18 protein-coding genes are annotated in these 22,442 nt (G+C 62.3%); 2 read left to right on the top strand and 16 right to left on the bottom strand.

Going from position 1 to position 22,442, the window contains the following annotated elements:
* Positions 1-35: 35 nt before the first annotated feature.
* On the bottom strand, positions 36-1,901 hold the full coding sequence (rho, locus tag FPK30_RS01145; RefSeq protein ID WP_232341893.1) for a transcription termination factor Rho: 1,866 nt from the start codon (positions 1,899-1,901) through the stop codon (positions 36-38).
* 222 nt (positions 1,902-2,123) lie between these two features.
* Here rho and FPK30_RS01140 point away from each other — a divergent pair, with 222 nt between their 5' ends.
* A complete protein-coding gene (locus tag FPK30_RS01140; RefSeq protein WP_052692865.1) occupies positions 2,124-2,786 on the top strand; it encodes a TetR/AcrR family transcriptional regulator in 663 nt (220 codons plus the stop codon).
* A gap of 61 nt (positions 2,787-2,847) precedes the next feature.
* On the opposite strand, the gene FPK30_RS01135 is transcribed toward FPK30_RS01140, so the two are convergent.
* The 11 genes from FPK30_RS01135 to FPK30_RS01085 all read right to left on the bottom strand — a co-directional run bounded on the left by FPK30_RS01135 (position 2,848) and on the right by FPK30_RS01085 (position 14,281).
* Positions 2,848-4,437 carry an NAD(P)/FAD-dependent oxidoreductase gene (locus tag FPK30_RS01135; RefSeq protein WP_144084956.1) on the bottom strand — a complete coding sequence of 530 codons (1,590 nt, stop codon included), beginning with the start codon at positions 4,435-4,437 and terminating at the stop codon, positions 2,848-2,850.
* A 138-nt stretch (positions 4,438-4,575) separates the two neighbouring features.
* Positions 4,576-4,890 (bottom strand): DUF2469 domain-containing protein, encoded by a 315-nt coding sequence (locus FPK30_RS01130; RefSeq protein ID WP_015022511.1) that lies wholly within the window; start codon positions 4,888-4,890, stop codon positions 4,576-4,578.
* On the bottom strand, positions 4,887-5,933 hold the full coding sequence (locus FPK30_RS01125; RefSeq protein WP_232341894.1) for a GNAT family N-acetyltransferase: 1,047 nt from the start codon (positions 5,931-5,933) through the stop codon (positions 4,887-4,889). The genes FPK30_RS01130 and FPK30_RS01125 overlap by 4 nt, the downstream gene beginning before the upstream one ends.
* 245 nt (positions 5,934-6,178) lie before the next feature.
* Positions 6,179-7,681: an Asp-tRNA(Asn)/Glu-tRNA(Gln) amidotransferase subunit GatB gene (gene gatB, locus FPK30_RS01120; protein ID WP_144084955.1), complete on the bottom strand. Its 1,503-nt coding sequence runs from the start codon at positions 7,679-7,681 to the stop codon at positions 6,179-6,181.
* Positions 7,682-7,705: 24 nt separating this feature from the next.
* Entirely contained in the window at positions 7,706-9,259 is a 1,554-nt protein-coding gene (gene gatA / locus FPK30_RS01115) for an Asp-tRNA(Asn)/Glu-tRNA(Gln) amidotransferase subunit GatA (protein ID WP_144084954.1), read from the bottom strand.
* 4 nt (positions 9,260-9,263) lie between these two features.
* Positions 9,264-9,560, bottom strand: a complete 297-nt coding sequence (gatC, locus tag FPK30_RS01110) for an Asp-tRNA(Asn)/Glu-tRNA(Gln) amidotransferase subunit GatC (protein WP_015022515.1) — start codon at positions 9,558-9,560, stop codon at positions 9,264-9,266.
* Positions 9,561-9,603: 43 nt separating this feature from the next.
* On the bottom strand, positions 9,604-10,593 hold the full coding sequence (locus FPK30_RS01105) for an ABC transporter permease subunit (protein WP_144084953.1): 990 nt from the start codon (positions 10,591-10,593) through the stop codon (positions 9,604-9,606).
* Positions 10,590-11,516 carry an ATP-binding cassette domain-containing protein gene (locus FPK30_RS01100; RefSeq protein ID WP_144084952.1) on the bottom strand — a complete coding sequence of 309 codons (927 nt, stop codon included), beginning with the start codon at positions 11,514-11,516 and terminating at the stop codon, positions 10,590-10,592. Before FPK30_RS01100 ends, FPK30_RS01105 begins: the two co-directional genes overlap by 4 nt.
* Complete coding sequence (locus tag FPK30_RS01095; protein WP_144084951.1) at positions 11,513-12,217, bottom strand: TrmH family RNA methyltransferase; 705 nt, start codon at positions 12,215-12,217, stop codon at positions 11,513-11,515. The genes FPK30_RS01100 and FPK30_RS01095 overlap by 4 nt, the downstream gene beginning before the upstream one ends.
* A complete protein-coding gene (locus FPK30_RS01090) occupies positions 12,214-12,891 on the bottom strand; it encodes a type I phosphoribosyltransferase (RefSeq protein WP_232341844.1) in 678 nt (225 codons plus the stop codon). The genes FPK30_RS01095 and FPK30_RS01090 overlap by 4 nt, the downstream gene beginning before the upstream one ends.
* Before the next feature lie 37 nt (positions 12,892-12,928).
* On the bottom strand, positions 12,929-14,281 hold the full coding sequence (locus tag FPK30_RS01085) for a DNA recombination protein RmuC (protein ID WP_144084950.1): 1,353 nt from the start codon (positions 14,279-14,281) through the stop codon (positions 12,929-12,931).
* Between the two features lie 176 nt (positions 14,282-14,457).
* Here FPK30_RS01085 and FPK30_RS01080 point away from each other — a divergent pair, with 176 nt between their 5' ends.
* Entirely contained in the window at positions 14,458-16,521 is a 2,064-nt protein-coding gene (locus tag FPK30_RS01080; RefSeq protein ID WP_144084949.1) for a P-type ATPase actuator domain-containing protein, read from the top strand.
* A 78-nt stretch (positions 16,522-16,599) separates the two neighbouring features.
* Here the strand turns inward: FPK30_RS01080 and clpB are convergent, their stop codons facing one another.
* From clpB to gluQRS, 4 genes are all read right to left on the bottom strand, one after another.
* A complete protein-coding gene (gene clpB, locus FPK30_RS01075; RefSeq protein ID WP_144084948.1) occupies positions 16,600-19,383 on the bottom strand; it encodes an ATP-dependent chaperone ClpB in 2,784 nt (927 codons plus the stop codon).
* Positions 19,384-19,543: 160 nt separating this feature from the next.
* Positions 19,544-20,359, bottom strand: a complete 816-nt coding sequence (locus FPK30_RS01070; RefSeq protein WP_144084947.1) for a fumarylacetoacetate hydrolase family protein — start codon at positions 20,357-20,359, stop codon at positions 19,544-19,546.
* 66 nt (positions 20,360-20,425) lie between these two features.
* Positions 20,426-21,238 (bottom strand): YggS family pyridoxal phosphate-dependent enzyme, encoded by an 813-nt coding sequence (locus FPK30_RS01065; protein ID WP_144084946.1) that lies wholly within the window; start codon positions 21,236-21,238, stop codon positions 20,426-20,428.
* A 94-nt stretch (positions 21,239-21,332) separates the two neighbouring features.
* On the bottom strand, positions 21,333-22,376 hold the full coding sequence (gene gluQRS, locus FPK30_RS01060; RefSeq protein WP_186279313.1) for a tRNA glutamyl-Q(34) synthetase GluQRS: 1,044 nt from the start codon (positions 22,374-22,376) through the stop codon (positions 21,333-21,335).
* Positions 22,377-22,442 lie beyond the last annotated feature (66 nt).

Here is a 22,442-nt window from a genome sequence, read left to right as displayed (position 1 = left end):
AGGGCCCAATAAACATGTCAGGCGTCAGGCCCGAGTCACTTCTGAGCCAGCATGGACTGGTTGATAGCCGACAGGAAGTCCCGGTTGGTGGCCGTCTTCTTCAGCCTGGGTACCAGGGTCTGATAGGCCTGCTCGGTCTCCATGCCGCCCAGGAGGCGACGCAGCCGGTAGACCACAGCCAGCTCCTCGGGCGCGGTGATCAGCTCCTCGCGCCTGGTGCCGGAAGCGTTGATGTCAATAGCTGGGAACATGCGTTTATCGGCCAGGTCCCTGGTCAGCCTCAGCTCCATGTTGCCGGTGCCCTTGAACTCCTCGAAGATGACCTCGTCCATCTTGGACCCGGTTTCCACCAAGGCCGAGGAGATGATGGTCAGGGAGCCGCCGTTCTCGATGTTGCGGGCGGCGCCGAAGAAGCGCTTGGGCGGATAGAGGGCCTGAGCGTCCACACCGCCGGAGAGGATGCGGCCGGAGGCGGGAGCCGAGATGTTGTAGGCGCGGGCCAGGCGGGTCATGGAGTCCAGCAGGACCACCACATCCTGCCCCAGCTCCACCAGACGCTTGGCCCGTTCGATGGCCAGCTCGGCCACAGTGGTGTGATCGCTGGCCGGACGGTCGAAGGTGGAGGAGATGACCTCGCCCTGAACCGTGCGCTCCATGTCGGTGACCTCCTCGGGCCGCTCATCCACCAGGACCACCATCAGATGCACCTCAGGGTTGTTGGCGGTGATGGAGTTGGCGATGGACTGCAGGGTCAGGGTCTTGCCGGCCTTGGGCGGCGAAACGATCAGACCGCGCTGGCCCTTGCCGATGGGGGCGACGATGTCGATCAGACGACCGGTGATGTTCTTGGGCTGGGTCTCCATCCGCATGCGCTCCTGCGGGTAGAGGGGGGTCAGCTTGTTAAAGTGAGGGCGCCCTGCTGCATCCTCCACGCTCATGCCGTTGATGGTGTCGATAGCCTGCAGGGGAACGAACTTCTGGCGCTGATTGCGATGCTCACCCTCGCGAGGAGGACGGATGGAACCGTGCACGGCATCGCCCTTGCGCAGGCCGTACTTCTTGACCTGACCCATGGAGATGTAAACGTCGTTGGGGCCAGGCAGGTAGCCGGAGGTGCGCACGAAGGCGTAGGAGTCCAGCACATCCACAATGCCGGCCACGGGGACCAGATCCTCGGGCTTGAAGTTCTCCCTGGGCTCATAGTCACGATCCCGGCCGCTGCTGCGATGGTTGTTGCGGTTGCGGCGGTCGTTGCGATCGTTGCGGTCATTGCGATCGCCCCGGTTTCGGCGATCATAGCCGTTGTGGCGGTAGTCGCGCCCATCCTCGCCACGATCCTCATAGCTGCGCCGACGAGGGCGGTCGTTCCGTGAGGGAAGTGCTGCCAGAATATCGTCCAAATTACGCACTGAACCGGAGCCAGAGCCTTCGCGCTCCTCACCATGCTCACGCTCGCTCCGGCCACGGTTGGTGCGGGAGCCCCGGGACGAATCCGTGCTGCGGTGACGGCGCCGGGATATGACCACGTTCTCCTCGTCGGCCACAGTATGAGGGAAGCGGTTCCTGTGCTCGGTATGGCCGCTCTTATGATCGTCAATGCCCAAAACATCGAAGAGGTCACCGACAGGACGATCATCCTTGGATTCCTTGGCCTCCGTGGATTCCTGTCCGCCCTCCGCAGAGGACTTCGCCTCCTGCTTTGTCGGCTGCTGCTGTTCGTCGGCCTGGCCCCCCTTGGCCACGGCGGCCGCGGCCTTAGGCTTGCCCACGGTTACTCCCTCAGGGGCCTTGCCACCCGAGCGTGCCGCCTCGATCGTCTCGATCAGGACAGGCTTGCGCATGCCGGAAATACCGCGCAACCCCAACTGCCTGGCCAATTCCTTGAGTTCGGGCAGCTTCATGGAATGAATATCTTGGCTTGTTGCCACTGTTGTAATGCCTTTCCTTCGCTATGCCTAATTAGGCTAGGCAAATAGCTTGAGAATAGTGCGGGGGTACCGCTCATGAAAATTCGATGCCGACTCGGCTTATCGAACTTCCATAAGCCTACAACGAGTGCCCGACCGGTGCAAGGAACAGCCTGCGTGTCCAACAATTCATGGATAAGCCTCTAGACTAGGCATATGAATGACCGATCATCTCTGCGTGAGCAACGGCGGAGCGAATTCGTAACCACCGCCATGCGGGTCTTCGACCGGAAAGGTGCTGCAAACACCTCCCTGCGCGACGTAATCCACGCCATGAACCACGGCAAGGGCGTGGGCATGAGCGTTTTCTATTACTATTTCACATCCAAGGACGACCTGATAGACGCCTGCGTGCGCACCTATCTGGCCTCTTATGTGGACCATGTGGTTGACATTCTGCAGGATGCTGACCTGAGCGTTCAAGAGGCGCTGGACGACATCTGCCCGCATCTGATAAGAGCCATCTGGAAGATGGACGTCATCTTCGCGGACAAGGCCAACTGGTACAACTACCTGAGCACCAACAGCAATGTGATGGAGGGCTTCGTCAGGCAGATCATCGACCCTTTGACCAAGGCCCTGGACCGCTGGCTGGATCGGGGCGACCTGCCGCAGACCCAGCTGATCCAAATAGCCAGCACCCGCACTGTGGCCTGGCTGATGGCCGACGGACTCTCGTCCATCGTCAGCAACGGCAGAGGACCCGCCGGACACCCGCAGATCAGAGAGGTGGTCCGCCAACGTGTCCGCGAGAGCGTAGCCTTCTTCTCGCAGCTGCTGGGCCTGCCACTGAAGCCCCCAGCCATCGCCCTGTCATAAAATGACCAAGCCCCCGACCCTGCAGTCGAAGGCTTGGAGGAAAACGAAGACTGAGGTTTGCTTACTTCTCCTCGTGGTAGGACTTCTCAGTGTTGACATTCCAGACGTTGGTCTTGTCAGTACGCCCCGATTTGATGTTGGCCACAGCTTCCATGGATGTGGCCATGGAGTGATCCTGGTTGTTGTAGTGATGCTGCCCGTTGCGGCCCACGCAGTAGAGGTTGCCGAAGGAATCCAGCCATTTGACCAGCTCCGGCATTTGCGCGTAAGTATCGAAGTATGCCGGGTAGGCCTTGACCACCCGCTCCCGGTGCGAATCCAGCACGTCGGTAGGGCCGTTGATGATGCCCATCCGGGTCAGCTCCTTGATGGCGAAATCAGTGGTCTCCTGATCGCTCATGCTCCAGAAGTCGTCGCCCTCCTTGCAGAAGTACTCCAGGCCGATCCAGACAGTGCCGTCCACATTCTTGACCATGTAGGGGCTCCAGTTGTTGAAGATCTGGATGCGGCCCATCTTGTAGCCGGGATCCTGCACATAGATCCAGCAGTCGGGAACGATGGGCGGGTCGCCCAGGGTCTTGATGGAGGTGGTGTTGCGGATGCGCAGGTGGCGGACCAGCAGGCCAACAGTCACGAAGTCACGGTAGGGCAGGCCCTGAGCCACCCTGACCATTTCCTTGTCGGTGGAGGGCTCCTCGTGGGCAATGGCCTCCACCAGGTCCTTGATGGGCATGGAGGAGATGATCTGATCAGCCTGCAGGGTCACCTCCTTGCCATCAGCGTTGCGGTAGATCACACCGGTCATGCGGCCATCATGCTGGGTCAGTCCGATCACACGGGCATCGGTGATCACATGGACCCCGTGCTCCACATTGCGACGCTCCACGGTCTCCCAGAGCTGGCCCGGGCCCAGCTTGGGGTACCAGAACTCCTCGATCAGGCTGGTCTCGACCTGATGGGCATCGCGCTTCTTGGGCAGCAGCTTCTGGACAGCGTTCTTGAGCACGCCCATGATGCTGAGCCCCTTGACCCGCTGGGCGCCCCAGTCGGCGCTGATCTCGCGGGGATGGCGGCCCCAGAGCTTTTCGGTGTAGCCCTCGAAGAACATGGAGTAGAGCTTGCGACCGAAGCGGTTGATATAGAAGTTCTCCAAGTTGTCCTCAGGAAGCTTGTGGACGACGGACTTCAGATAGCTGAACCCGGCCTGCATGGTCAGCTTGAAGCCCATGGCCTTGAGTGTGTTGAGTGTCAAGGAGATGGGATAGTCGAAGAAGTGGTGGTTCCAGTAAATCCTGGAGACGCGATGACGCTTGAGCATGACCCGGTCCGTCTTCTCCGGGTCGGGGCCGCCGGGCTCCAGATCGTGGTGGCGGCCCAGTTTTTTATCGTCATAGGAGGGCGCGCCCTGCAGGGGCAGGACCTCCTTCCACCAGTCCATGATCCGGTCATCCTTGGAGAAGAACCGGTGGCCGCCGATATCCATGCGGTTGCCGTTGTGCCGAACCGTGCGTGAGATGCCGCCAAAGGCGTTAGTGGCTTCCAGCACAGTGACGTCATAGCGCTCGTCACCGCCGTCCTTGACCAGTTCCCATGCCGCTGTCAAGCCGGCGGGCCCTCCGCCGATGACGATCACGGACTGCTTGCGCTCCATGCCAACCTCCTGAAAACCATATAAAATCATCACCACTGTATCCGGATCGTCTCCAGTCAAAAGCTGCTGAAGGACTTCCCTCACGAATTCCCGCCATTGCGTGGAACAAACGTGATGATGCTCGCCCTTGCGCGACGCTTAACCCAACGAATCGGGGATATCGATGTCTGTCTTCTGCACTTCCTCCACATTGACATCCTTGAAGGTGACGATGCGGACGTTCTTGACGAACCGGCTGGACCGGTAGACATCCCAGACCCAGGCATCGGTCAACCGGACGTCGAAATAGACGTCCTGCCCAGCGGAGCGGACGTTGAAGTCCACCTTGTTGGCCAGGTAGAACCGCCGCTCGGTCTCGACGACGTAGGTGAACAGCTTGATCACGTCCCGGTACTCGCGGTACAAGGCCAGTTCGGCGTTGGTCTCATAGTTGTCGAGATCCTCAGCACTCATCGACTACCTCCATTCGCGCGATCACGGCCATGGCCAAGCGTACGCCACCAGGCGCGTTTGGATCGCTTGGCCTCAGCCGACCCATAGGCCCAGTCCGAGGCCGTGTGCTCCTCGTCGGACTGCTCGGCAACGGATTCTTCGGAACCGGACCCCTCCCCCGTATCTTCAGCGTCCTTCTGACCAGGGACCGCCTTCCCATCATTCCTGCTATCGGGTCCTGCATGGCCTTGAGCAGATTGTTCTGAATGCGGGTCACCCTTCGAGGCCAGATGGGTCCGGTCACCTGATACGTGCGGATCCTGAGCTGACGGAGTGGACTCCTCGGACCCGCTTATGCCGCCATCCTCATCCGCAGCGTATCCGTGTGCAACAAGGGCTTCGGCCACGCCAGGATTTTCACGGATGACATGCATGCCGAAGGCATTCAAAGAACGGATGGGATCATACTCGTCGACCAAGGCGTCCATGACGATCTGATCCTGATACTTGCCGTTCTCGGCGTCCCAGAGCGCATCACGGGAGGTGCCCGAAATCATGAATCCCAAGGACTGATAGACGGAGATGGAGCGTGTGTTTTTCTCTGGCACAGCCACCCAGATCCGGTGCAGGCCCAGACCCGTAGGAGCGGCAGCGTACCCGTAGGTCATGATTCTGGGCATGGCATCCCGGGAGTAGCCGCGCCCTCGGAAATGCCTGCCCAGGACCACCTGGATCCTGGCTGAACGCGACCAGCCGTCCACGTCGATCAGGAAGATCATGCCGATGACTCCCTTGGTGGCATCGGCATCGGGCGAGCCGTCCTGGTCGGTGTCCGCATCAGTGACCATGGCCCAGGCCAGGGTGCGACGGGACTCGGGGTCGCCCACGCCTGAATCACGGGCGGCCAGGCCCTTGGACCAGGCCACCGACCGACGCACCCAAGCGTTGACGACGGCTCGTTCGGCGCTTGGTCCCTTACCGGTGATGCCGGTGGAATTATAGAAGGCCTCCAGCTGATCCATTGCCGTCAGATCGGCGATAACCGCCGGACGCAGGTGCAACATCTCGCCCCGGATATAGGGGATCTCGATCCGGTCGGGCAGCTGTCGGCTCGCCACATCGTCAGGTCTCTCAGCTTGCGTTTGCGGTCGGTTATTGTCCCTGCCGCTCATAGACATCACGTCACCTCCATGGTCGCCACCTTGCGATGGCAATCAATTGTAATCCCTCGCCCCTGGGAAAACCATGAGAAGCCGGGCAGGTCCGCCGGTCTGAACCCGATGGAATCAGGTCGGCGGACCGGGCCTGATCAGGACTTAGCGATGCGCTCCATGACGATCTTGCTGACTGCCTTGGCATCGGCCTGACCTTTGGTGGCCCGCATGACCGCTCCGATAATAGCGCCCATGGGCTTCATATTGCCGCCCTTGAGCTTGGCCACGATGTCCGGGTTGTCCTTGAGGGCCTGATCGACGGCTGCGTCCAGAGCCCCGTCATCCGAAACCACCTGGTACCCGTGCTTCTTGACAACCTCGGCGGGCTTGCCTTCTCCTGCCAACACGCCGGAGACGGTCTGCTTGGCCAGCTTGTCGTTGAGCTTGCCGTCAGCAATCAGCTGCTCCACATCGGCGACATCCTGAGCCGAGATGGGCAGTTCCTGCAGGCTGACCCCACGGGTGTTGGCCTCGCGGGAGATCTCGCCCAGCCACCACTTGCGGGCTCCGGCAGCCGTAGCGCCGGCCTTGACCGTGTCCTCGATCAGATCCACGGCGTCGGCGTTGACTGCGTCCTGCATCTGACGGTCGGTGAAGTCCCACTCCTTCTTGAGACGGGCGCGGCGCTCACGCGGCATCTCAGGCATCTGGGCCTTGAGCTCCTCGATATGGTCCTTGGTCACATGGACCATGACCAGGTCAGGGTCAGGGAAGTACCGGTAATCGTTGGCATCGGTCTTGACCCGGCCGCCGGCGGTGGTCTGCGTGGACTCATCCCAGTGGCGGGTCTCCTGCAGCACCTCCCCGCCGGACTCCAGCAGGGCGGCCTGACGGCGGATCTCGTAGGTCAGCGTCTTCTCGATGCCCTTGAAAGTGTTGACATTCTTGGTCTCCGACCGGGTTCCCAGAGGGGCGTCCGGCCCGGCGTGCAGGGAGACGTTGACGTCAGCGCGCATGTTGCCCTGCTCCATCCGGGCGTGGGAGATGCCCAGGGCCCGGACGATGTCGCGGATGGCCCGAACGTAGGCCCCGGCCACCTCTGGGGTGCGTGCCCCGGCGCCCTCGATGGGCTTGGTCACGATCTCGACCAGGGGCACGCCGGCACGGTTGTAGTCCACCAGGGAGTGGTCGGCGCCTTCGATGCGGCCGTCGGCACCGCCCACGTGGGTGTTCTTGCCGGCATCATCCTCCACATGGGCCCGCTCGATGGGCACACGGAAAATGCTCCCGTCGTCCAGCTCCACGTCCAGGTAGCCCTCGCCATTCAGGGGCTTGTCATACTGGGAGATCTGATAGTCGCGGGGCATGTCCGGGTAGAAGTAGTTCTTCCGGGCGAACTGGCTCCACTCGTTGACCTTGCAGTGCAGGGCCAGGCCGAGCTTGACCGCATAGTCGATGGCGGTCTTGTTGACTACGGGCAGGCTGCCGGGCAGACCCAGGGAGACCGGGGTCAGCTGGGTGTTGGGCTCGCCGCCGAACTCGATATGGGCCGGGCAGAAGAGCTTGGTGTTGGTGCAGAGCTCGACGTGGACCTCCAGGCCGAACACCGGGTCGTACTTGGCCACGGCATCGGCGTACTTCATCAGTTTTTCAGCCATTATGATTCCGTTTCCTTCCGATGCCTACTTGGTCGAATCCTGAGCCAGGCCATCCAGCCAGGGGGTGGACAGCTTCTTGGAGATGGGCCCGCCCCACTGCTCCTCCAGGGCTGCCTCAAGAGCGGCGGCAGGCCGGTACATGACCTCGTCGCGCATCTGGGGGGCGAAGAACTGGAAGCCGACAGGTAATCCGTCGTCGCTAAGCCCGGCAGGAATCGACATGGCTGGAGTGCCGGCCAGGTTGGCCGGAATGGTGGCCACATCGTTCAGATACATGGCCAGCGGGTCGTCCATCTTCTCGCCGAAACGGAAGGCCGTGGTCGGCGATGTGGGAGAAACCAGGACGTCGGCCTGTTCGAAGGCCTTCTCGAAGTCGCGGATGACCAGGGTGCGGACCTTCTGAGCCGAGCCGTACCAGGCGTCGTAGTAGCCGGCGGACAGGGCGTAGATGCCCAGGATGATCCTGCGCTTGACTTCGTCGCCGAACCCGGCTTCACGGGTGGCAGCCATCATATTGGCAGCCGTCTGGGGCACGCCCTCGGGGGGCATGACCCGCAGGCCGTAGCGCATGCCGTCGTAACGGGCCAGGTTGGAGGAGACCTCGGAGGGCATGATGATGTAGTAGGCGGCCAGCGCGTAGGGGAAGTGCGGGCAGGAGACCTGGACCACCTCGGCGCCCATGGACTCCAGCAACGAAACGGCCTCGTTGAAGCGGGCCTCGACGCCGGGCTGGTAGCCCTCGCCGCCCAGCTCCTTGACCAGACCCACCTTGAGACCCTTCAGATCGCGCTTCTGGCCCTGACGAGCAGCCTGGGCCAGAGGGGGAACCGGCTTGGGAATGGATGTGGAGTCCCGGCGGTCGTAGCCGCCGATGACCTCCTGCAACAGGGCCGCATCCAGCACGGACCGGGAAACCGGACCGATCTGATCCAGGGAGGAAGCCATGGCGATGGCCCCGAACCTGGAGACGCCGCCGTAGGTGGGTTTGACGCCTACGGTGCCGGTCAGGGATCCGGGCTGGCGAATGGATCCACCGGTGTCGGTGCCCAAGGCCAGCGGAGCCTCAAAGGCACCGACAGCCGAGGCCGAGCCGCCGCCTGAACCGCCCGGAACCCGCTCGGTGTCCCAGGGGTTGTGTGTGGTTTTGAAGGCTGAGTGTTCAGTGGAGGATCCCTGAGCGAACTCGTCCAAGTTGGTCTTGCCCAGAATGGGCATCCCTGCAGCCTTGAGCTTCTTGATGACGGTGGCATCGTAAGGCGGCACCCATCCCTCAAGGATCTTGGATGCGGCCGTAGTGGGGATGCCCTCGGTGACGATCATGTCCTTGATGGCAATGGGCACGCCGGCCAGTTCCGGCAGCCCCTCGGCGCCTTCATGAGCCAGACGCTGATCGAAGGCGTCGGCCTGCTCCAGGGCCTGATCGGCGCTGACCTGCAGGAATGCATCAATGCTGGGTTCGGCGGCCTCGATCACATCCAGATGGGCCTGAACCAGTTCACGGCTGGAGACCTGCCCAGATCGCAGCTGCGCGGCCATATCGGAGGCGGAATGCTTGACCAATTCTTCCTGTGCGCTCATCGTCTCACTCCTCACCCAGAATGCGCGGGGCCACAAACATGCCCGACTCGGTGACCGGGGCCCCCGAAAGGGCAGCCTCCTGGGTCAGCGGCTCTTCAGCCTCATCGGGGCGCAGGTAGGCTTCCAGAGGAATGGGATTGGCAGTGGGCGGCACATCATCGCCGGCCACCTCCTGGACCTTGGTGATGGAATCGGCGATCACATTGAGCTCGCCCTTGAGGCGGTCGGCCTCCTGATCGGTCAAGGCGATTCGGGCCAGATCGCCCAAGTGCTTGATCTCTTCACGTGTAAAAGTTGGCATACCACTTATCATATGGGTGCTCTATGACACGCAGAAGACAGGGTCAAACGATGTCTGCACGCCGGAAGACCAGGGTTCCCAGAGCACAGCACAGGGCTGTCCAGACCGTCAGAATCAGGCCCGCCTGCCACCAGGTCGGCCACCATCCGATGCCTGCTTCTGGCGCCCAGCCCAGACCTGAGAGGAAGGTGCCCAGCAGACTGGCGGGGGTCAGCCTGAAGAGGGTCTGCAGCCAGCCGGCATGAGGGATTAAACCCCGCAGAAGGTACAGAATCAGCGGCAGGACCACAGTCAGCCCCAAGAACAAGCCGATCCCGCCGGCCTTGGATCGACTCAAGGCTCCCAGACCCAGGCCCATCAAGGCAAAGAGGACCAGCAGGAGCGGGCCGCCCAGCAGATCAATCAGCGCAAGCCCAGGCTGGTAGGCGGGCAAGGCGCCGGATTTGCCTGGCAGAAGCAGGGTTGCCAGGATCCAGCTGATCAGCAGGCCCACCTGTGCCGCCAACCAAGTCAGCAATGTCAAGGCAAGACCCTTGGCCATCAGGACCATGCCTCGACGAGGGTTGGCCATCAGCGTGCTCTCAATGGTGTCGCCAGAAAACTCGCGTGTAAGGACCAGAACCCCCAGAATGCCCGCCATGATCATGGCCGGAAACAGGCCGGAAGCAACGGCCAGCCAGAAAACGTCACCGGAGGCAAACACGAGATGGGCTGGGAAGTCATCGATCTGCCGGTCCAGGCCAGCCAAGACCCTGGTCGCACGAGCCATCAGGCCGGTGCTCAACGGCTGCAGCAACGTGATGATCAGCAGCAGGACCCAAGTCGATTGCAGGGAGAACATCTTGCGCAGCTCCCCTCGGACCGCCCCGGAAAGGGTCAACTGACCGGATGGACGACGCGAATCCAGGAAGGGCAGCCCCGAGGTTCGACGCAGCCGAGTGAAGTCGGAACCATGCCGTGGAGTTGCGTAATCAGGCTCTGCGGCTACCTCTCGCCGGCTCCGACGGGCTCGGCGACCGTTGTCGGCACTCATGGCCGTGCCTCCGGATCACGCTGCCGCGCATCCCTTCCTCCGTGAATGACGCCCTTGTAGGCCTGTTCCAGGGACACTTCCTCCTGCTGAAACTCGTAGAGCACCACACCCTCCTGGGCCAGAATCGAGGCTGTGGAAGCCAGGGGCGCACCCTGGATGCGGAAGCGGGCGGCATCGGGAGGACAGTGCTTGTCCGGGGGCAGACGGGTGATGCTGATTCCGGCAGCCGTGGCCAGGGCGGCCTTTAATTGGTCAGGCTGTGGCGTCACCGCATAAATGGAGTCACGGGAGTGCTCGCCGATGAACTGGGCCACGGTCGTTCTCTCTAGGATCCGTCCTTTGGCGATGATGACCAGATCGTCAGCGATTTGAGCTACCTCGTCAATCTTACGGGAGCTTAGGAGGACTGCCCGGCCCTGTGAGGCAAGACTGCGCCAGATGCCCCTCATCCGCTCGGTTCCCTTCGAATCCAGAACCAGATTGTGGGGGTCGCCCAGAAGGGCTGCAGCCAGGGCCAGCCGCTGACTCATCCCCAGAGAAAGGGAGCCCATCGGCCTGTCGGCGACCGATTGCAGGCCAACCATCTCCAGTACCTGATCCACCCGACGGTGATCAATGCTATTGACCGCGGCCAAGGCCAACAGGTGATCCCTGGCCTTGCAGGCAGAACGGGCCTCGCTTGGATTCAATACTGCCCCCGCCGTCCGCATGGGCGATGAGAGCCGGACGAAGGGATGGCCATCGAACAGGGCCCTGCCTGCATCAGGGCGAACCAGCCCCAGAGCGATGCGCAGAGCAGTCGACTTACCAGCGCCTTTGGGCCCCACAAGCCCAGTCACCCGACCGTCCCTGGCCGTGAAGGAGACACGGTTCAGTACCTTGTGGGAGCCGTAGCGCTTGGTCAGCGAGTCGATGACGATCATGGACCTGCCACCTCCGCATGCTGACAGATCCAGGAGTGCATGGCTACGGCAGCCGCAGCCCCGGCGTTGATGGAGCGCACCGATCCGAACTGGGAGATGTAAACTACATCGTCCGCCAACTCCAAGGCCTTCTCGGACAGCCCTGGCCCCTCAGCGCCGAACATGAGCAGGCAGCGACTGGGAAAGCGGTAGGTCTCCATGGGTACGGCCCCGGGGACGTTGTCGATGGCGATCATACGGGGCATGGACTCCCCCTGCCTGGCTGTTTCTTCTCGCAGAGCGGTCGCCATGGTTGCTATGTCGGGGTCGTGGACCACGTGCTGGTAGAGCTCGGTCATCAGCGAGCCCTTGCGGTTCCATTTGTGAGGTCCGACGATATGGACGCGGCTGGCGGCGAAGGCATTGGCTGTGCGGACCATGGAGCCGATATTGAAGTCGTGGGTCCAGTTCTCCACAGCCACCTCAAACTCATGACGACCCCGGCGATCCAGGTCATCCCGGATGGCCTCGACCTTCCAGTAGCGGTATCGGTCCAGGACGTTGCGGCGATCCCCTTGATCCAGCAGTGCGCGGTCATAGCGCGGGTCAGTCGGCATGGGCTGCTCAGGATGCTCTTCCTGCCAGGGGCCGACCCCCACCTGCCGGAAGACCGGCTCATCTGAGGCCATGGCCGCTCGGGTCACTGGATCAGGCTCCCTCATGATCGCTCCGGGGAATCGTCGGCCGCACCGACGAATTGATCCTCCTGGTAGGCACAGATGAAAGGCAGCCGTTGCCGGGATCCGTCCACCGGATCGACCACCTGAATGCTGCCGCCTGTCCGGCCGCCCACCAGCGAAGCGATGGCCAGCGTCTCCGCGCCCTGGCGCTGGATGATCCCGCAGTCAAGATTGAGCTCGTTGTTCTTGCCCAAGGTGACCAGGGATGAAGTCTGCACGTAGGATTTCCTGCCCAGCCAAGCATCCAGCAGGATGACGCGCCTGCCCTTGATGGACGGGCCTTTGATGGAGGGGTAGACGAAGTCCATGACGAAGGCGTCCAAATCCTGCCCGCGCGAGGCCGCTGCATGAAGCATGGCATCAGCCAGTGGCACAGCAGCAGCGGTAAGCGCCCCGACCGCATCGAAGTCGTCGACCGAATATCCTGCATCTTCCAGGGTGTCCAGAAGAACATGCCCGGCCAGTTCGGCCCCGCGGTGGTGAAAGGTGACCCCGCTGAGCTCGGTGAAGGGACGCCCGCCGATCTCCTGGGCAAGGAGCGCACGGAGCTGGTCGACAGGCTCAGGCAGGTTTGTTCCGGATTCGCGCCCAATCAGATCCGGCGACCCAGTGGGCCTGAAGGATGAACCCTCTTGTCTCTTCGTTGCCTCGTTCATGCTTATCAGATTAGCGCCGGAGGCCCCTAAGCGATACTCACTGCCCTTGGTCGGAAAGAACCTCCGGAGCCGTCAGCTCTCTGATGTTGCCCTTGTCCGAATCGATCATATCGACCGAATCGATGACCTTGGCAGGATCCATCTGCTGCAGCTTGCGGGCGGTGACCAGAACCCGCGACTCCAAGGAGGAGGCGAACTTGTTGTAGGCAGTCACCGTGGCAGTGATGGAGCGCCCCAGTTTGTTGGCCCGATCGCCCAGAACCACAAAGCGGTCATAGAGCTCGTGGGTGAGCGTGAAGAGGGTGCGGGCGTCCTCGGACAGGTTCTGCTGCTGCCAGGCGTAGGCCACCGACTTGAGCACAGCCCAGAGGGTCACCGGCGAGGTCAGGGCCACCTTCTGCGCAAAGGCATCGTCCATCAGGGTGGGGTCCACCTCCAGGGCGGCCTGCAGAAGGGAATCGTTGGGGATGAAGGCCACCACGAAGTCCGGGGCCGTTTCGAAGGCGTTCCAGTACTCCTTGTCGGCCAGGGCCTTGACATGCTCGCGCAGGGCCCGGGCATGCGCCTTGAGCAGTTCGTCCCGGCGGTGCAGCTCGTCATCCGAAGCGGTGTCGGGGATCTCGCAGGCCCGCTGGTAGTCGGAATAGGGGGCCTTAGCATCAATGGGGATGGTCTTGCCGCCAGGCAGGTGAACCACCATGTCAGGACGCAGGACACGTCCATCCGAGGCAGTGACCACCACCTGGGTGTCGAAATCCACATGTTCCAAGAGCCCCGCCGACTCGACGATATTCCTGAGCTGAGCCTCGCCCCAAGCGCCGCGCACCTTGTTGTTGCGCAGGGCCGAAGCCAGGGAGCTGGTCTCCTTGTCCAGTCTCCCCTGCTGCTCACCCAGACTCTTCAGCTGCTGTCCCAGAGAACCCATCTCCTGTTTGCGGCCCTCCTCGATCTGGGCCACCTTGTGCTGGAGGGCATCCAGGTTCTTCTGTACCGGAGCCAAGGCCGAGAGCACCTTGCTCTCCTCCTCCAGATTCTGAGCCTGCCTGCGCCGTTTCTCCTCCTCCTGAGCCTGGGCACGGCGACGCTCCTGCTCGATTCTGATCTGCTCGGCCTGCTGGGCCTGGGCCAGCTGGGATTTGACAAAGGAGAGTTCGCGGTTCAGGCCATCCACCTTGGTCCGAGCCTCCACCAAGGCCGCCTCGGATCCATGGAGCCGGTCCTGGGCCTGATCCAGCTGCGAGCGCAGCTCATCCACCTGGCTATCAGACCCCATGCCGACGGCCCTGCGGCCCTGGGTACGACCCAGGGCATACCCGGCCAACCCTCCCAGGACCATACCGATCAGCAGGAGAAACACCACCATGACCACTGATGACGTAGAATCGAACATATGTTCTAGTAAACCCCCAAGGCTGGACCCCAAGGTCGTGCCGGCCCGGCAGGCTGTCGACGGTAGTCCGAAAATTCGTTTTTTCCGCAAGGAATCGGCCTTGAAACCAGTGCCAGGCCCCGACGACGGGCAGAATAGGAAATATCAAGGGGTTGGAGCAAGACCGAAGGAGATCCGTGGGTATCGATATCTTCCTGGCGATAGCCGATCTGGTCGTGGCCTGTGCGGTCACCTGGCTGATCATCTGGTACTTCCTTATGCCGTCGGCTCATGTCCATGGCCAGGATGCAGGCACGGGCTCCCCAGCCAACCGTGCTTGGCGCGATCCCGAGGATTGGGGCAGGTGGGGGGCCGATCTGGACTCCCGCGGTCATCGTCTGATCAGGCCGACCATCGTCAGCGCCCTGCTCACCGCGCCCGTCCTGGTTCTGGATCTGTTCGATCGTTTCGGCCCCGATTTGCTACCCTCTTGGCTGACCAGCCCCTGGGTGCAGGCTATTCTGATAACTCCAGTCTTCTTCTACTGCGGCCGTGGAATACTCACGGACGGCTGGAAGGCCATGACCGAGCACCGCTGCAGCCCCGACCTCCTGGCCATGCTGGCCACAAGCCTGGCCTACCTGTACAGCCTGGTCACCTGCCTAGCCGGATCCCAGCTGCCGGAAGGCTCCCGATCCCCCTACTTCGATCTGATCGGCGTGGTCATCACCCTCCTCTTGCTGGCTCGGGTCATCGGCACCAGAATGGAAGCCTCCTTGGTGGCCTCGTTGAACCACCTGACGGAGATACGGCCAGCCTCAGGCCTGGTAGCCGATCCGGAACATCCGCAATCCATCCCCGCCCAGATCCTTGCACGTGACCGGATCCGCCCAGGCGATCTGCTCCTGGTACGCACAGGTGAGCGGCCCGCTGCTGACGGAGTTGTGGAATCAGGGTCGGCCCTGGTGGACGACAGCGAGCTGACAGGCGGTGACAGACCCCGGCCATGCGGGCCCGGCGACCGGATCCTGGCCTCCAGCATGATTCTGGAGGGCCGACTGTCCATTCGCGCTGATGCTGTCGGCGACAACACCTACGCAGCCAGGCTCGCGAAGATCATCCCCCAGGCCCTGGTCGAGCGATCCCCGGACATGCGCAGGATGGATCGGATCGTCCACACAGCCATCGCCATGATCATGATCCTGGCTGTCTGGGCCTTCATGCTCTGGCTCATGCTGGGTCCGCAGCCCCACCTGGCCCATGCTGTAGGCAATGCCGTCTGCGTGCTGACCATCGCCTGCCCTGCTGTCGCAGCCATGACCATCCCCATGGCCTTCCGAACCAGTCTGGAGACGGGCCTGGCCCACGGCCTGCTCTTCACCTCGCCACGAGCCATGAACCGCCTGGGCCGGGTGCGGACCCTGATTCTGGACGACTCCTCTCTACTGGACCCCGACGACTCGGAGGGCCAAGGGGTGCATACGGAATCCCTGACCCGAACCGCCACCCATCTACGCGCCCTGCGGGTAAGCAGCCTGATCCTGGATGGAAGCCGCCAGCCGGACGACAGGATTGAGCGTGCAGCCCGTCAGGCTGGCGTGGACATGTTGATCACCCAGCTGACACCCGAGCGCAAACGCGAATGCATGGATAGACTCAACCACGATCTGACCCGGACCAGCAGGGGCGTTCCGGCGGATCGGACTGGACAAAACGCCACCTCCACCGGGGAACAGGGCCGAACCAGACTAGTGGCTTTGGCAGCTGCGACAACCGCCGATCATGAGCTGACAGACAAGGCCCGAGTAAGCATCGCTCTGGGTCCCCAGCTTCAGGCAGATGCGGACGGTACAGACCCGATGCAACCGGATCTCATCCTGCACCAGGGCGATCTGGACGGAACCGGCAGGGCCATAGAACTGAGCCGGGCCACAACCCAGGTCATCAGGCAGAACCTGACCTGGTCCACTGTCTACAACATCATCGCCCTGGTCGTTGCCACCGGAATTTGCCAACCTTTCCTTGGCTGGATGCTCAACCCCATGATCGCGGCAGTGACAGGGGCCCTGTCCACCATTCTGGCCATGCTCAACGTTCGTCGTCTACACCGGCTGCGGCACCTGCGCCGCCGCTGGCTGCGCCTCGCCCTGATCGACACGGACCAACTTCCGACGGTCGCGGCACGGCGACCCCAGGTCATCGTCGACAGCCAGTGGGAATCCATGCAAGAGGGCCAGGATCCGGCGGCCGCCATGGACTGAATCCCCATAGAGCACAGTAGGCGATATACCAAAAGGGTCGGCACCGGGGATTATCCCCGGTGCCGACCCTAATTGATCTCAGCGAGACTGGGCCTCATCCTGATCGTCGCCACGAGCGGCATGACGGCCACGGCCACCATCGCGTCCGCCATCGCCGGCATCAGCATCGGCATCGCCATCAGCCGTCACATCGTCGACCGTGACCGAGTCGTCCACCAGATTCTCGGTGGGCCAGGCGGTCAGCTCCAGGTGGTCGCCGCCGGTCTGGTCCACCAGAACCGTGTCGCCGTCGTGAACCTTGCCAGCCAGCAGCATCCTGGCCAGCTGATCGCCCACCTCGGTCTGCACCAGCCGACGCAAGGGACGAGCGCCGAAGGCCGGGTCATAGCCCATGTTGGCCAGCCACTCCCTAGCAGAGTCGGTGACATCAAGGGTGATGCGCCGGTCGGTCAGCCGCTGGGCCACCTGCTTGACCTGGATGTTCACAATGGAACCCAGCTCGTCGCGGGTCAGCGGATGGAAGATGACCAGATCGTCCAGCCGGTTGATGAACTCAGGCTTGAAGTTGGCGTGCACGGCATCCATGACCGCCTTGCGCTTGCCCTCCTCGTCCAGGTCGTCCCGAACCAGGAACTGCGAGCCCAGGTTGGAGGTCATGATCAGGATGGTGTTCTTGAAGTCCACCGTCCTGCCCTGGCCATCGGTCAGCCTGCCGTCGTCCAAAACCTGCAGGAGCAGGTCGAAGACCTCAGGGTTGGCCTTCTCCACCTCGTCGAAGAGGACCACCGAGTAGGGCCGCCTACGCACGGCCTCGGTCAGCTGACCACCCTCCTCATAGCCCACGTAGCCGGGGGCAGCGCCGATCAGACGAGAGACCGAGGCCTTCTCCATGTACTCTGACATATCGATGCGGACCATGGCCTTCTCGTCGTCGAAGAGGAAGTCGGCCAGGGCCTTGGCCAGCTCCGTCTTGCCTACTCCAGTGGGGCCCAGGAACATGAAGGATCCGGTAGGCCTGTCAGGGTCGGCGATGCCGGCACGCGAGCGCCGGACCGCGTCGGATACCGCATGGATGGCCTCCTGCTGGCCGACCACCCGCTTGCCCAGGTAGTCCTCCATATGCAGGAGCTTCTCGTTCTCGCCCTCCATGAGCCGTCCTACGGGAATCCCAGTCCAGTCAGAGACGATCTCCGCCACGGAATCCGCATCAACATGGTCGGGAACCATGGGCTCCTGCGCCGGACCGCCGGCGATGTCAGCCCCATCGGGACCCGCATCGTTGGCGGTATTCTTGGCCTGCTCGGCCGCGTTCTCCGCCTGGGCCAGCTGCTTGCGAATGCCGGGGATCTCTCCATAGAGGATGCGGGAAGCCTTCTCCAGGTCGCCCTCACGGGTGGCCTTGTCAGCTTCGACCCTCTTGGCATCCAGCTGGGCGCGCAGGTCGCCGACCTTGTTATGGCCAGCCTTCTCATTCTCCCAACGGGCCTTGAGACCCCCCAGCTTCTCGCGGGAGTCCGCCAGCTCGGCCTGCAGCTTGCTCAGACGGTCCTTGGAGGCCGGGTCATCGGCCTTCTTCAGCTGCATCTCCTCCATCTCCAGACGGGTGACACGACGTTGAAGCTCGTCGATCTCCTCAGGCTGAGAGTCCAGCTCCATCCGCAGGTGGGCAGCGGCCTCGTCAACCAGGTCGATGGCCTTGTCCGGCAGCTGACGACCAGAGATGTACCGGTTGGACAGCGTAGCTGCCGCGACCAGGGCATCATCCCCGATGGTCACCTTGTGGTGGGCCTCGTAACGCTGCTTGAGGCCACGCAGGATGGCCACGGTATCCTCCACGGAGGGCTCACCCACGAAGACCTGCTGGAAGCGGCGCTCCAGAGCCGGGTCCTTCTCGATGTTCTCACGGTACTCGTCCAGGGTGGTGGCGCCAATCAGGCGCAGTTCACCCCTGGCCAGCATGGGCTTGAGCATGTTGCCCGCATCCATGGATCCCTCGGCAGCACCAGCCCCGACGATGGTGTGGATCTCATCGATGAAGGTGATGACCTGACCGTTGGCGCTCTTGATCTCATTGAGGACGGCCTTGAGGCGCTCCTCGAATTCGCCCCGGTACTTGCTGCCAGCCACCATGGAACTCAGATCCAGGGAGATCAGCCTCTTGCCCTGCAGGGTGGTAGGTACGTCACCGGCCACGATGCGCTCGGCCAGACCCTCGACCACAGCGGTCTTGCCCACACCGGGCTCGCCGATAAGGACGGGGTTGTTCTTGGTCCGCCGGGACAGGATCTGCATGACACGACGAATCTCCTGGTCCCTGCCGATGACCGGGTCCAGCTTGCCCTCCTTGGCCTGGGCAGTCAGATCGGTGGAGTACTTCTCCAGGGCCTTGTAGGTACCCTCGGCATCCGGGCTGGTCACCTTGGCGCCGCCGCGCACCTGGGGCACGGCCTTGCGCAGGGTATCGGCCTGCAGACCGTTCCGATTCAGAATATCGGCGGCCTGCGAGGGACCCTGAGCGATGGCAATGAGCAGATGCTCGGTAGAGACGTACTCGTCCCCCATGGCCTGCATTTCCTTCTCCGCCTGGGCCAGGGCCATGCTGAGCTGACGACTGGCATCGGGCTGGGAGGCCGTGGATCCGCTGGCCGACGGCAGAGCCACCAGGGCCTGACGGACCTCGGCTCCGACTCGTTGGCTGTCGCCACCGGCCGCCTGGATCAGTCCAGGCACCACCCCGGACTGCTGACGCAGCAGCGAATCCAACAAATGGAGCACATCCACCTGGGGGTTGCCAGCCGCCGAGGCCGACTGGATAGCATCGCCGATGGCCTGCTGAGCCATGGTGGTGAAGTTTTCGTTCATAGAGCATCCTCCAACATTCTTCGGCGGGGCTAGCCGAATCACTCGACCGGGCCCCGTCACGGGTTCATCTGTCTTCTACAACAGCGAAATGAGGATACCTATTCCCAAACTTGAGCCTAAACGACTCAAGTTTTTACCTTGCGTGTTTTACTGTTTTTGGCTACTCGTCGATGACCACATTGCGCAGGTAGCCGATTCCCTCCACCTGGACCGTGGCCTCGTCGCGGTTTTTCAACGAACCTGTGGCGTTAGGGGTACCGGTCATGATGACATCGCCGGGCAGCAGGGTGGCAAAGCTGGAGATGAAAGCGATCTGCTCAGGAATGGAATGGATCAGGTTGGCGGTGGTGCCGCTGGCCCCGGGCACCTCTTCTCCGTTGAGCTTGAAGGAGATCTTCGCATCCCGATAGTCCAGGTCGGTCTCGATCCAAGGCCCAAGCGGGCAGGCGGTGTCAAAGCCCTTGCAGCGGGTCCACATGGGGTCGTTCTTCTGCAGATCGCGCAGGGTCACGTCGTTGACGCAGGTATAGCCCAGCACATGGTCCATGGCCTCGTTGACGCTCACCTTCCGGGCCATCCTGCCGATAACGACGGCAACCTCGGGCACGTAGTTCATGTCCTTACTGTAGGAAGGCTTGACGATGGGATCGTCAGGGCCGATGACCGAGGTGGAAGGCTTCATGAAGAGCATGAGCTTTTCCGGAGGCTCCGGGTTCGGGGACTGACCATGCTCGGCCATGTAGGCGGCGTGGGCGCGGTAGTTCTTGGCTGCCCCGTAAATCTTGGAAGGGATGACCGGAGCCAGCAGCCGCACATCCTCGTCGTCCAGGGGGTAGCGCTTGCCGGTGGGCTCGACCTGCTGGCCGGTCAGGGGGTAGCCGCTCAGCTCGACCAGGTAGTCCTTGCCGTCCTGCTTGTCAGTTTGGACAAAGGCGTATCGTGGGGTGTCCTTGTAGGAAAAACGCGCGATTCTCATAGGGCACAGTCTAGCCCCAGGCGGAGCCTCTTGACAGGATCGGGTTCCGAAACAGACAGTAGCTGGTCAGATAAAAGCCCGCGGACCAAAGATGGCCGTGCCTACACGGACCTCGGTCGACCCTTCAGCCACCGCATACTCCATGTCTCCAGTCATTCCCATGGACAGCATGGTGCAGGCGTCGGTGCCCGGCTCCCCCGAATCCCTGATGCGGTCGCGCAGACCGCGCAGATGGGCGAATCCGCTCCTGATGACGGCCTCGTCGTCCACATGTGCACCGACAGTCATCAGGCCCTTGAGCCGGATTCCCTCCATAGCGGCCAGCTCATAGGCCAGATCCAGGGCCTGGTCGGGAGCGCAGCCCGACTTGGCCTGCTCGCCGGACTCGTTGACCTCCAGGAGGATGCCCACAGTTCTGCCCGACGCCAGTGCCCGCGTGGCCAGCTTTCGAGCCAGCGATGGCCCGTCGACCGACTCGACCGTGTCGACATATGGCAGGATCTTATTGATCTTGTTTGATTGGAGCTGCCCGATCAGATGGAAGCCCACGCTGGGTGAATCGTTATCCGCAGCATCGGTGCCAAGGGCCAGTCCCTTGTCCCGACAGAGCTCCAACAATCCCTGGGCCTTGGCGGTGACCTCCTGGGGACGGTTCTCACCGATTCGACGCACCCCGGCATCAATGGCTGCCATGATCTCGCCCACATCGCGGGTCTTGGTGGCCGCCAGCAGTGTCACCGAGCCTTCTTTTCGACCAGCGGAGTCCTCCGCTTTGGCGATCCTGTCAGCCACGCGCTTGACACCATCCGCAATCTGCCGGGCTCGTTCCTGGCTAACCTGCCGATTGCCCAGATCCTTGTGGTCCATATAGGCGACCATGACCCGCTACCTCCTTAAAAATCCGGAAGCCTTGACTGAGGCCATGGTAGCCAGTGGCTCATACCGGAAAGACTGGTGAGCCGGGATCGAAAACCTACAGACTCGGCTTTAGGTCAGAAACGTTCAGCTCGCTCAGATCCAGCTGTCGGTCCCTGCGGTCAGCGGCCAGTGTGTTCCACGTGAAACCATCGAGCAGTTCCTGCGCGCTGGCAGGTCTGGGCCGTTCCAAGAGTCCCAGGAGCCAGCCACAAACCCCCAGCACTTGCCTGGCCGACCAACCATTTTTTCTGAGCGACCCCAGATCCGGCGATCCGAAACGCTTGGACATCCGTCTGCCGTCTACGCCATCAATCAGCGGCAAATGAGCGTACTGAACACGAGGAGCCTGCGGCTGCAGGTGGTACCTGATCCACACCTGGATGGCTGTGGACCTGAGCAGGTCCCTTCCTCGCACAATCTGATTGACCCCCATGGCCAGGTCATCCACCGTCACCGCCAGCTGGTAGGAAACCAAGCCGTCCGAACGTCTGACGACCACATCGCCGACCTGCCTGGACAAATTGAAGGACTGCGGGCCAAAGATCAGATCGTCGAAGCAACAGATGGCATCCGACTCGTCGGGCTGATCAGGGACTGCGATTCGGAGGCTGTGCCGCTGCCCTTGAGCCAGCCTTTCACTGACCACCTGGGGGGAAAGTCCTCGGCAGGTACCCGGATAGACAATGAACCCGTCGCCTTCATTCGGCGCCGATGCCGCGCGGATGTCGGCACGGGAGCAGAAGCAGGGGTAAATCAGGGACTGCCCGCCAATTAATTGCGACGATTCCAGTAATTTCAATGCCTGATGGTAAGCATCGGCGCGCTGGGACTGGTAGACCACCTCGCCATCCCAGTCCAATCCCAGCCAGGCCAGGTCATCCATGATCCAACGGTCAGCGTCCTTGACCACCCGCGGCGTATCTATGTCTTCAATGCGAAGCCGCAGTACCCCGCCAGACCCTTGCGACCTGACACCCAGCCAGGCCGCCAGACATGCATAGATATTGCCCAGATGCATCCGCCCAGTCGGCGAAGGCGCCAACCTTCCTACGACCTTGGCCTGACCGGCCTGGCTCACTCTCGGTTCTCCCTTGTGCATACCGACATGCTTGCATACCACCAGGTCATTGAGGAGCCATCAGTCAGCCAAACTATTGCATGCCTT

It is taken from the genome of Bifidobacterium apousia (genome assembly GCF_007559275.1).
In the GTDB taxonomy this organism is placed as follows: Bacteria; Actinomycetota; Actinomycetes; order Actinomycetales; family Bifidobacteriaceae; genus Bombiscardovia; species Bombiscardovia apousia.
This window is presented reverse-complemented; position numbering and strand designations above follow the sequence as displayed.

Bases quoted from the DNA above. Each gene is read 5' to 3' on its own strand.
- rho (WP_232341893.1), bottom strand. From the start codon at position 1,901: ATGAAGCTGCCCGAACTCAAGGAATTGGCCAGGCAGTTGGGGTTGCGC.
- FPK30_RS01140 (WP_052692865.1), top strand. From the start codon at position 2,124: ATGAATGACCGATCATCTCTGCGTGAGCAACGGCGGAGCGAATTCGTA.
- FPK30_RS01135 (WP_144084956.1), bottom strand. From the start codon at position 4,437: ATGGAGCGCAAGCAGTCCGTGATCGTCATCGGCGGAGGGCCCGCCGGC.
- FPK30_RS01130 (WP_015022511.1), bottom strand. From the start codon at position 4,890: ATGAGTGCTGAGGATCTCGACAACTATGAGACCAACGCCGAACTGGCC.
- FPK30_RS01125 (WP_232341894.1), bottom strand. From the start codon at position 5,933: ATGTTGCACCTGCGTCCGGCGGTTATCGCCGATCTGACGGCAATGGAT.
- gatB (WP_144084955.1), bottom strand. From the start codon at position 7,681: ATGGCTGAAAAACTGATGAAGTACGCCGATGCCGTGGCCAAGTACGAC.
- gatA (WP_144084954.1), bottom strand. From the start codon at position 9,259: ATGAGCGCACAGGAAGAATTGGTCAAGCATTCCGCCTCCGATATGGCC.
- gatC (WP_015022515.1), bottom strand. From the start codon at position 9,560: ATGCCAACTTTTACACGTGAAGAGATCAAGCACTTGGGCGATCTGGCC.
- FPK30_RS01105 (WP_144084953.1), bottom strand. From the start codon at position 10,593: ATGAGTGCCGACAACGGTCGCCGAGCCCGTCGGAGCCGGCGAGAGGTA.
- FPK30_RS01100 (WP_144084952.1), bottom strand. From the start codon at position 11,516: ATGATCGTCATCGACTCGCTGACCAAGCGCTACGGCTCCCACAAGGTA.
- FPK30_RS01095 (WP_144084951.1), bottom strand. From the start codon at position 12,217: ATGAGGGAGCCTGATCCAGTGACCCGAGCGGCCATGGCCTCAGATGAG.
- FPK30_RS01090 (WP_232341844.1), bottom strand. From the start codon at position 12,891: ATGAACGAGGCAACGAAGAGACAAGAGGGTTCATCCTTCAGGCCCACT.
- FPK30_RS01085 (WP_144084950.1), bottom strand. From the start codon at position 14,281: ATGTTCGATTCTACGTCATCAGTGGTCATGGTGGTGTTTCTCCTGCTG.
- clpB (WP_144084948.1), bottom strand. From the start codon at position 19,383: ATGAACGAAAACTTCACCACCATGGCTCAGCAGGCCATCGGCGATGCT.
- FPK30_RS01070 (WP_144084947.1), bottom strand. From the start codon at position 20,359: ATGAGAATCGCGCGTTTTTCCTACAAGGACACCCCACGATACGCCTTT.
- FPK30_RS01065 (WP_144084946.1), bottom strand. From the start codon at position 21,238: ATGGTCGCCTATATGGACCACAAGGATCTGGGCAATCGGCAGGTTAGC.
- gluQRS (WP_186279313.1), bottom strand. From the start codon at position 22,376: ATGCACAAGGGAGAACCGAGAGTGAGCCAGGCCGGTCAGGCCAAGGTC.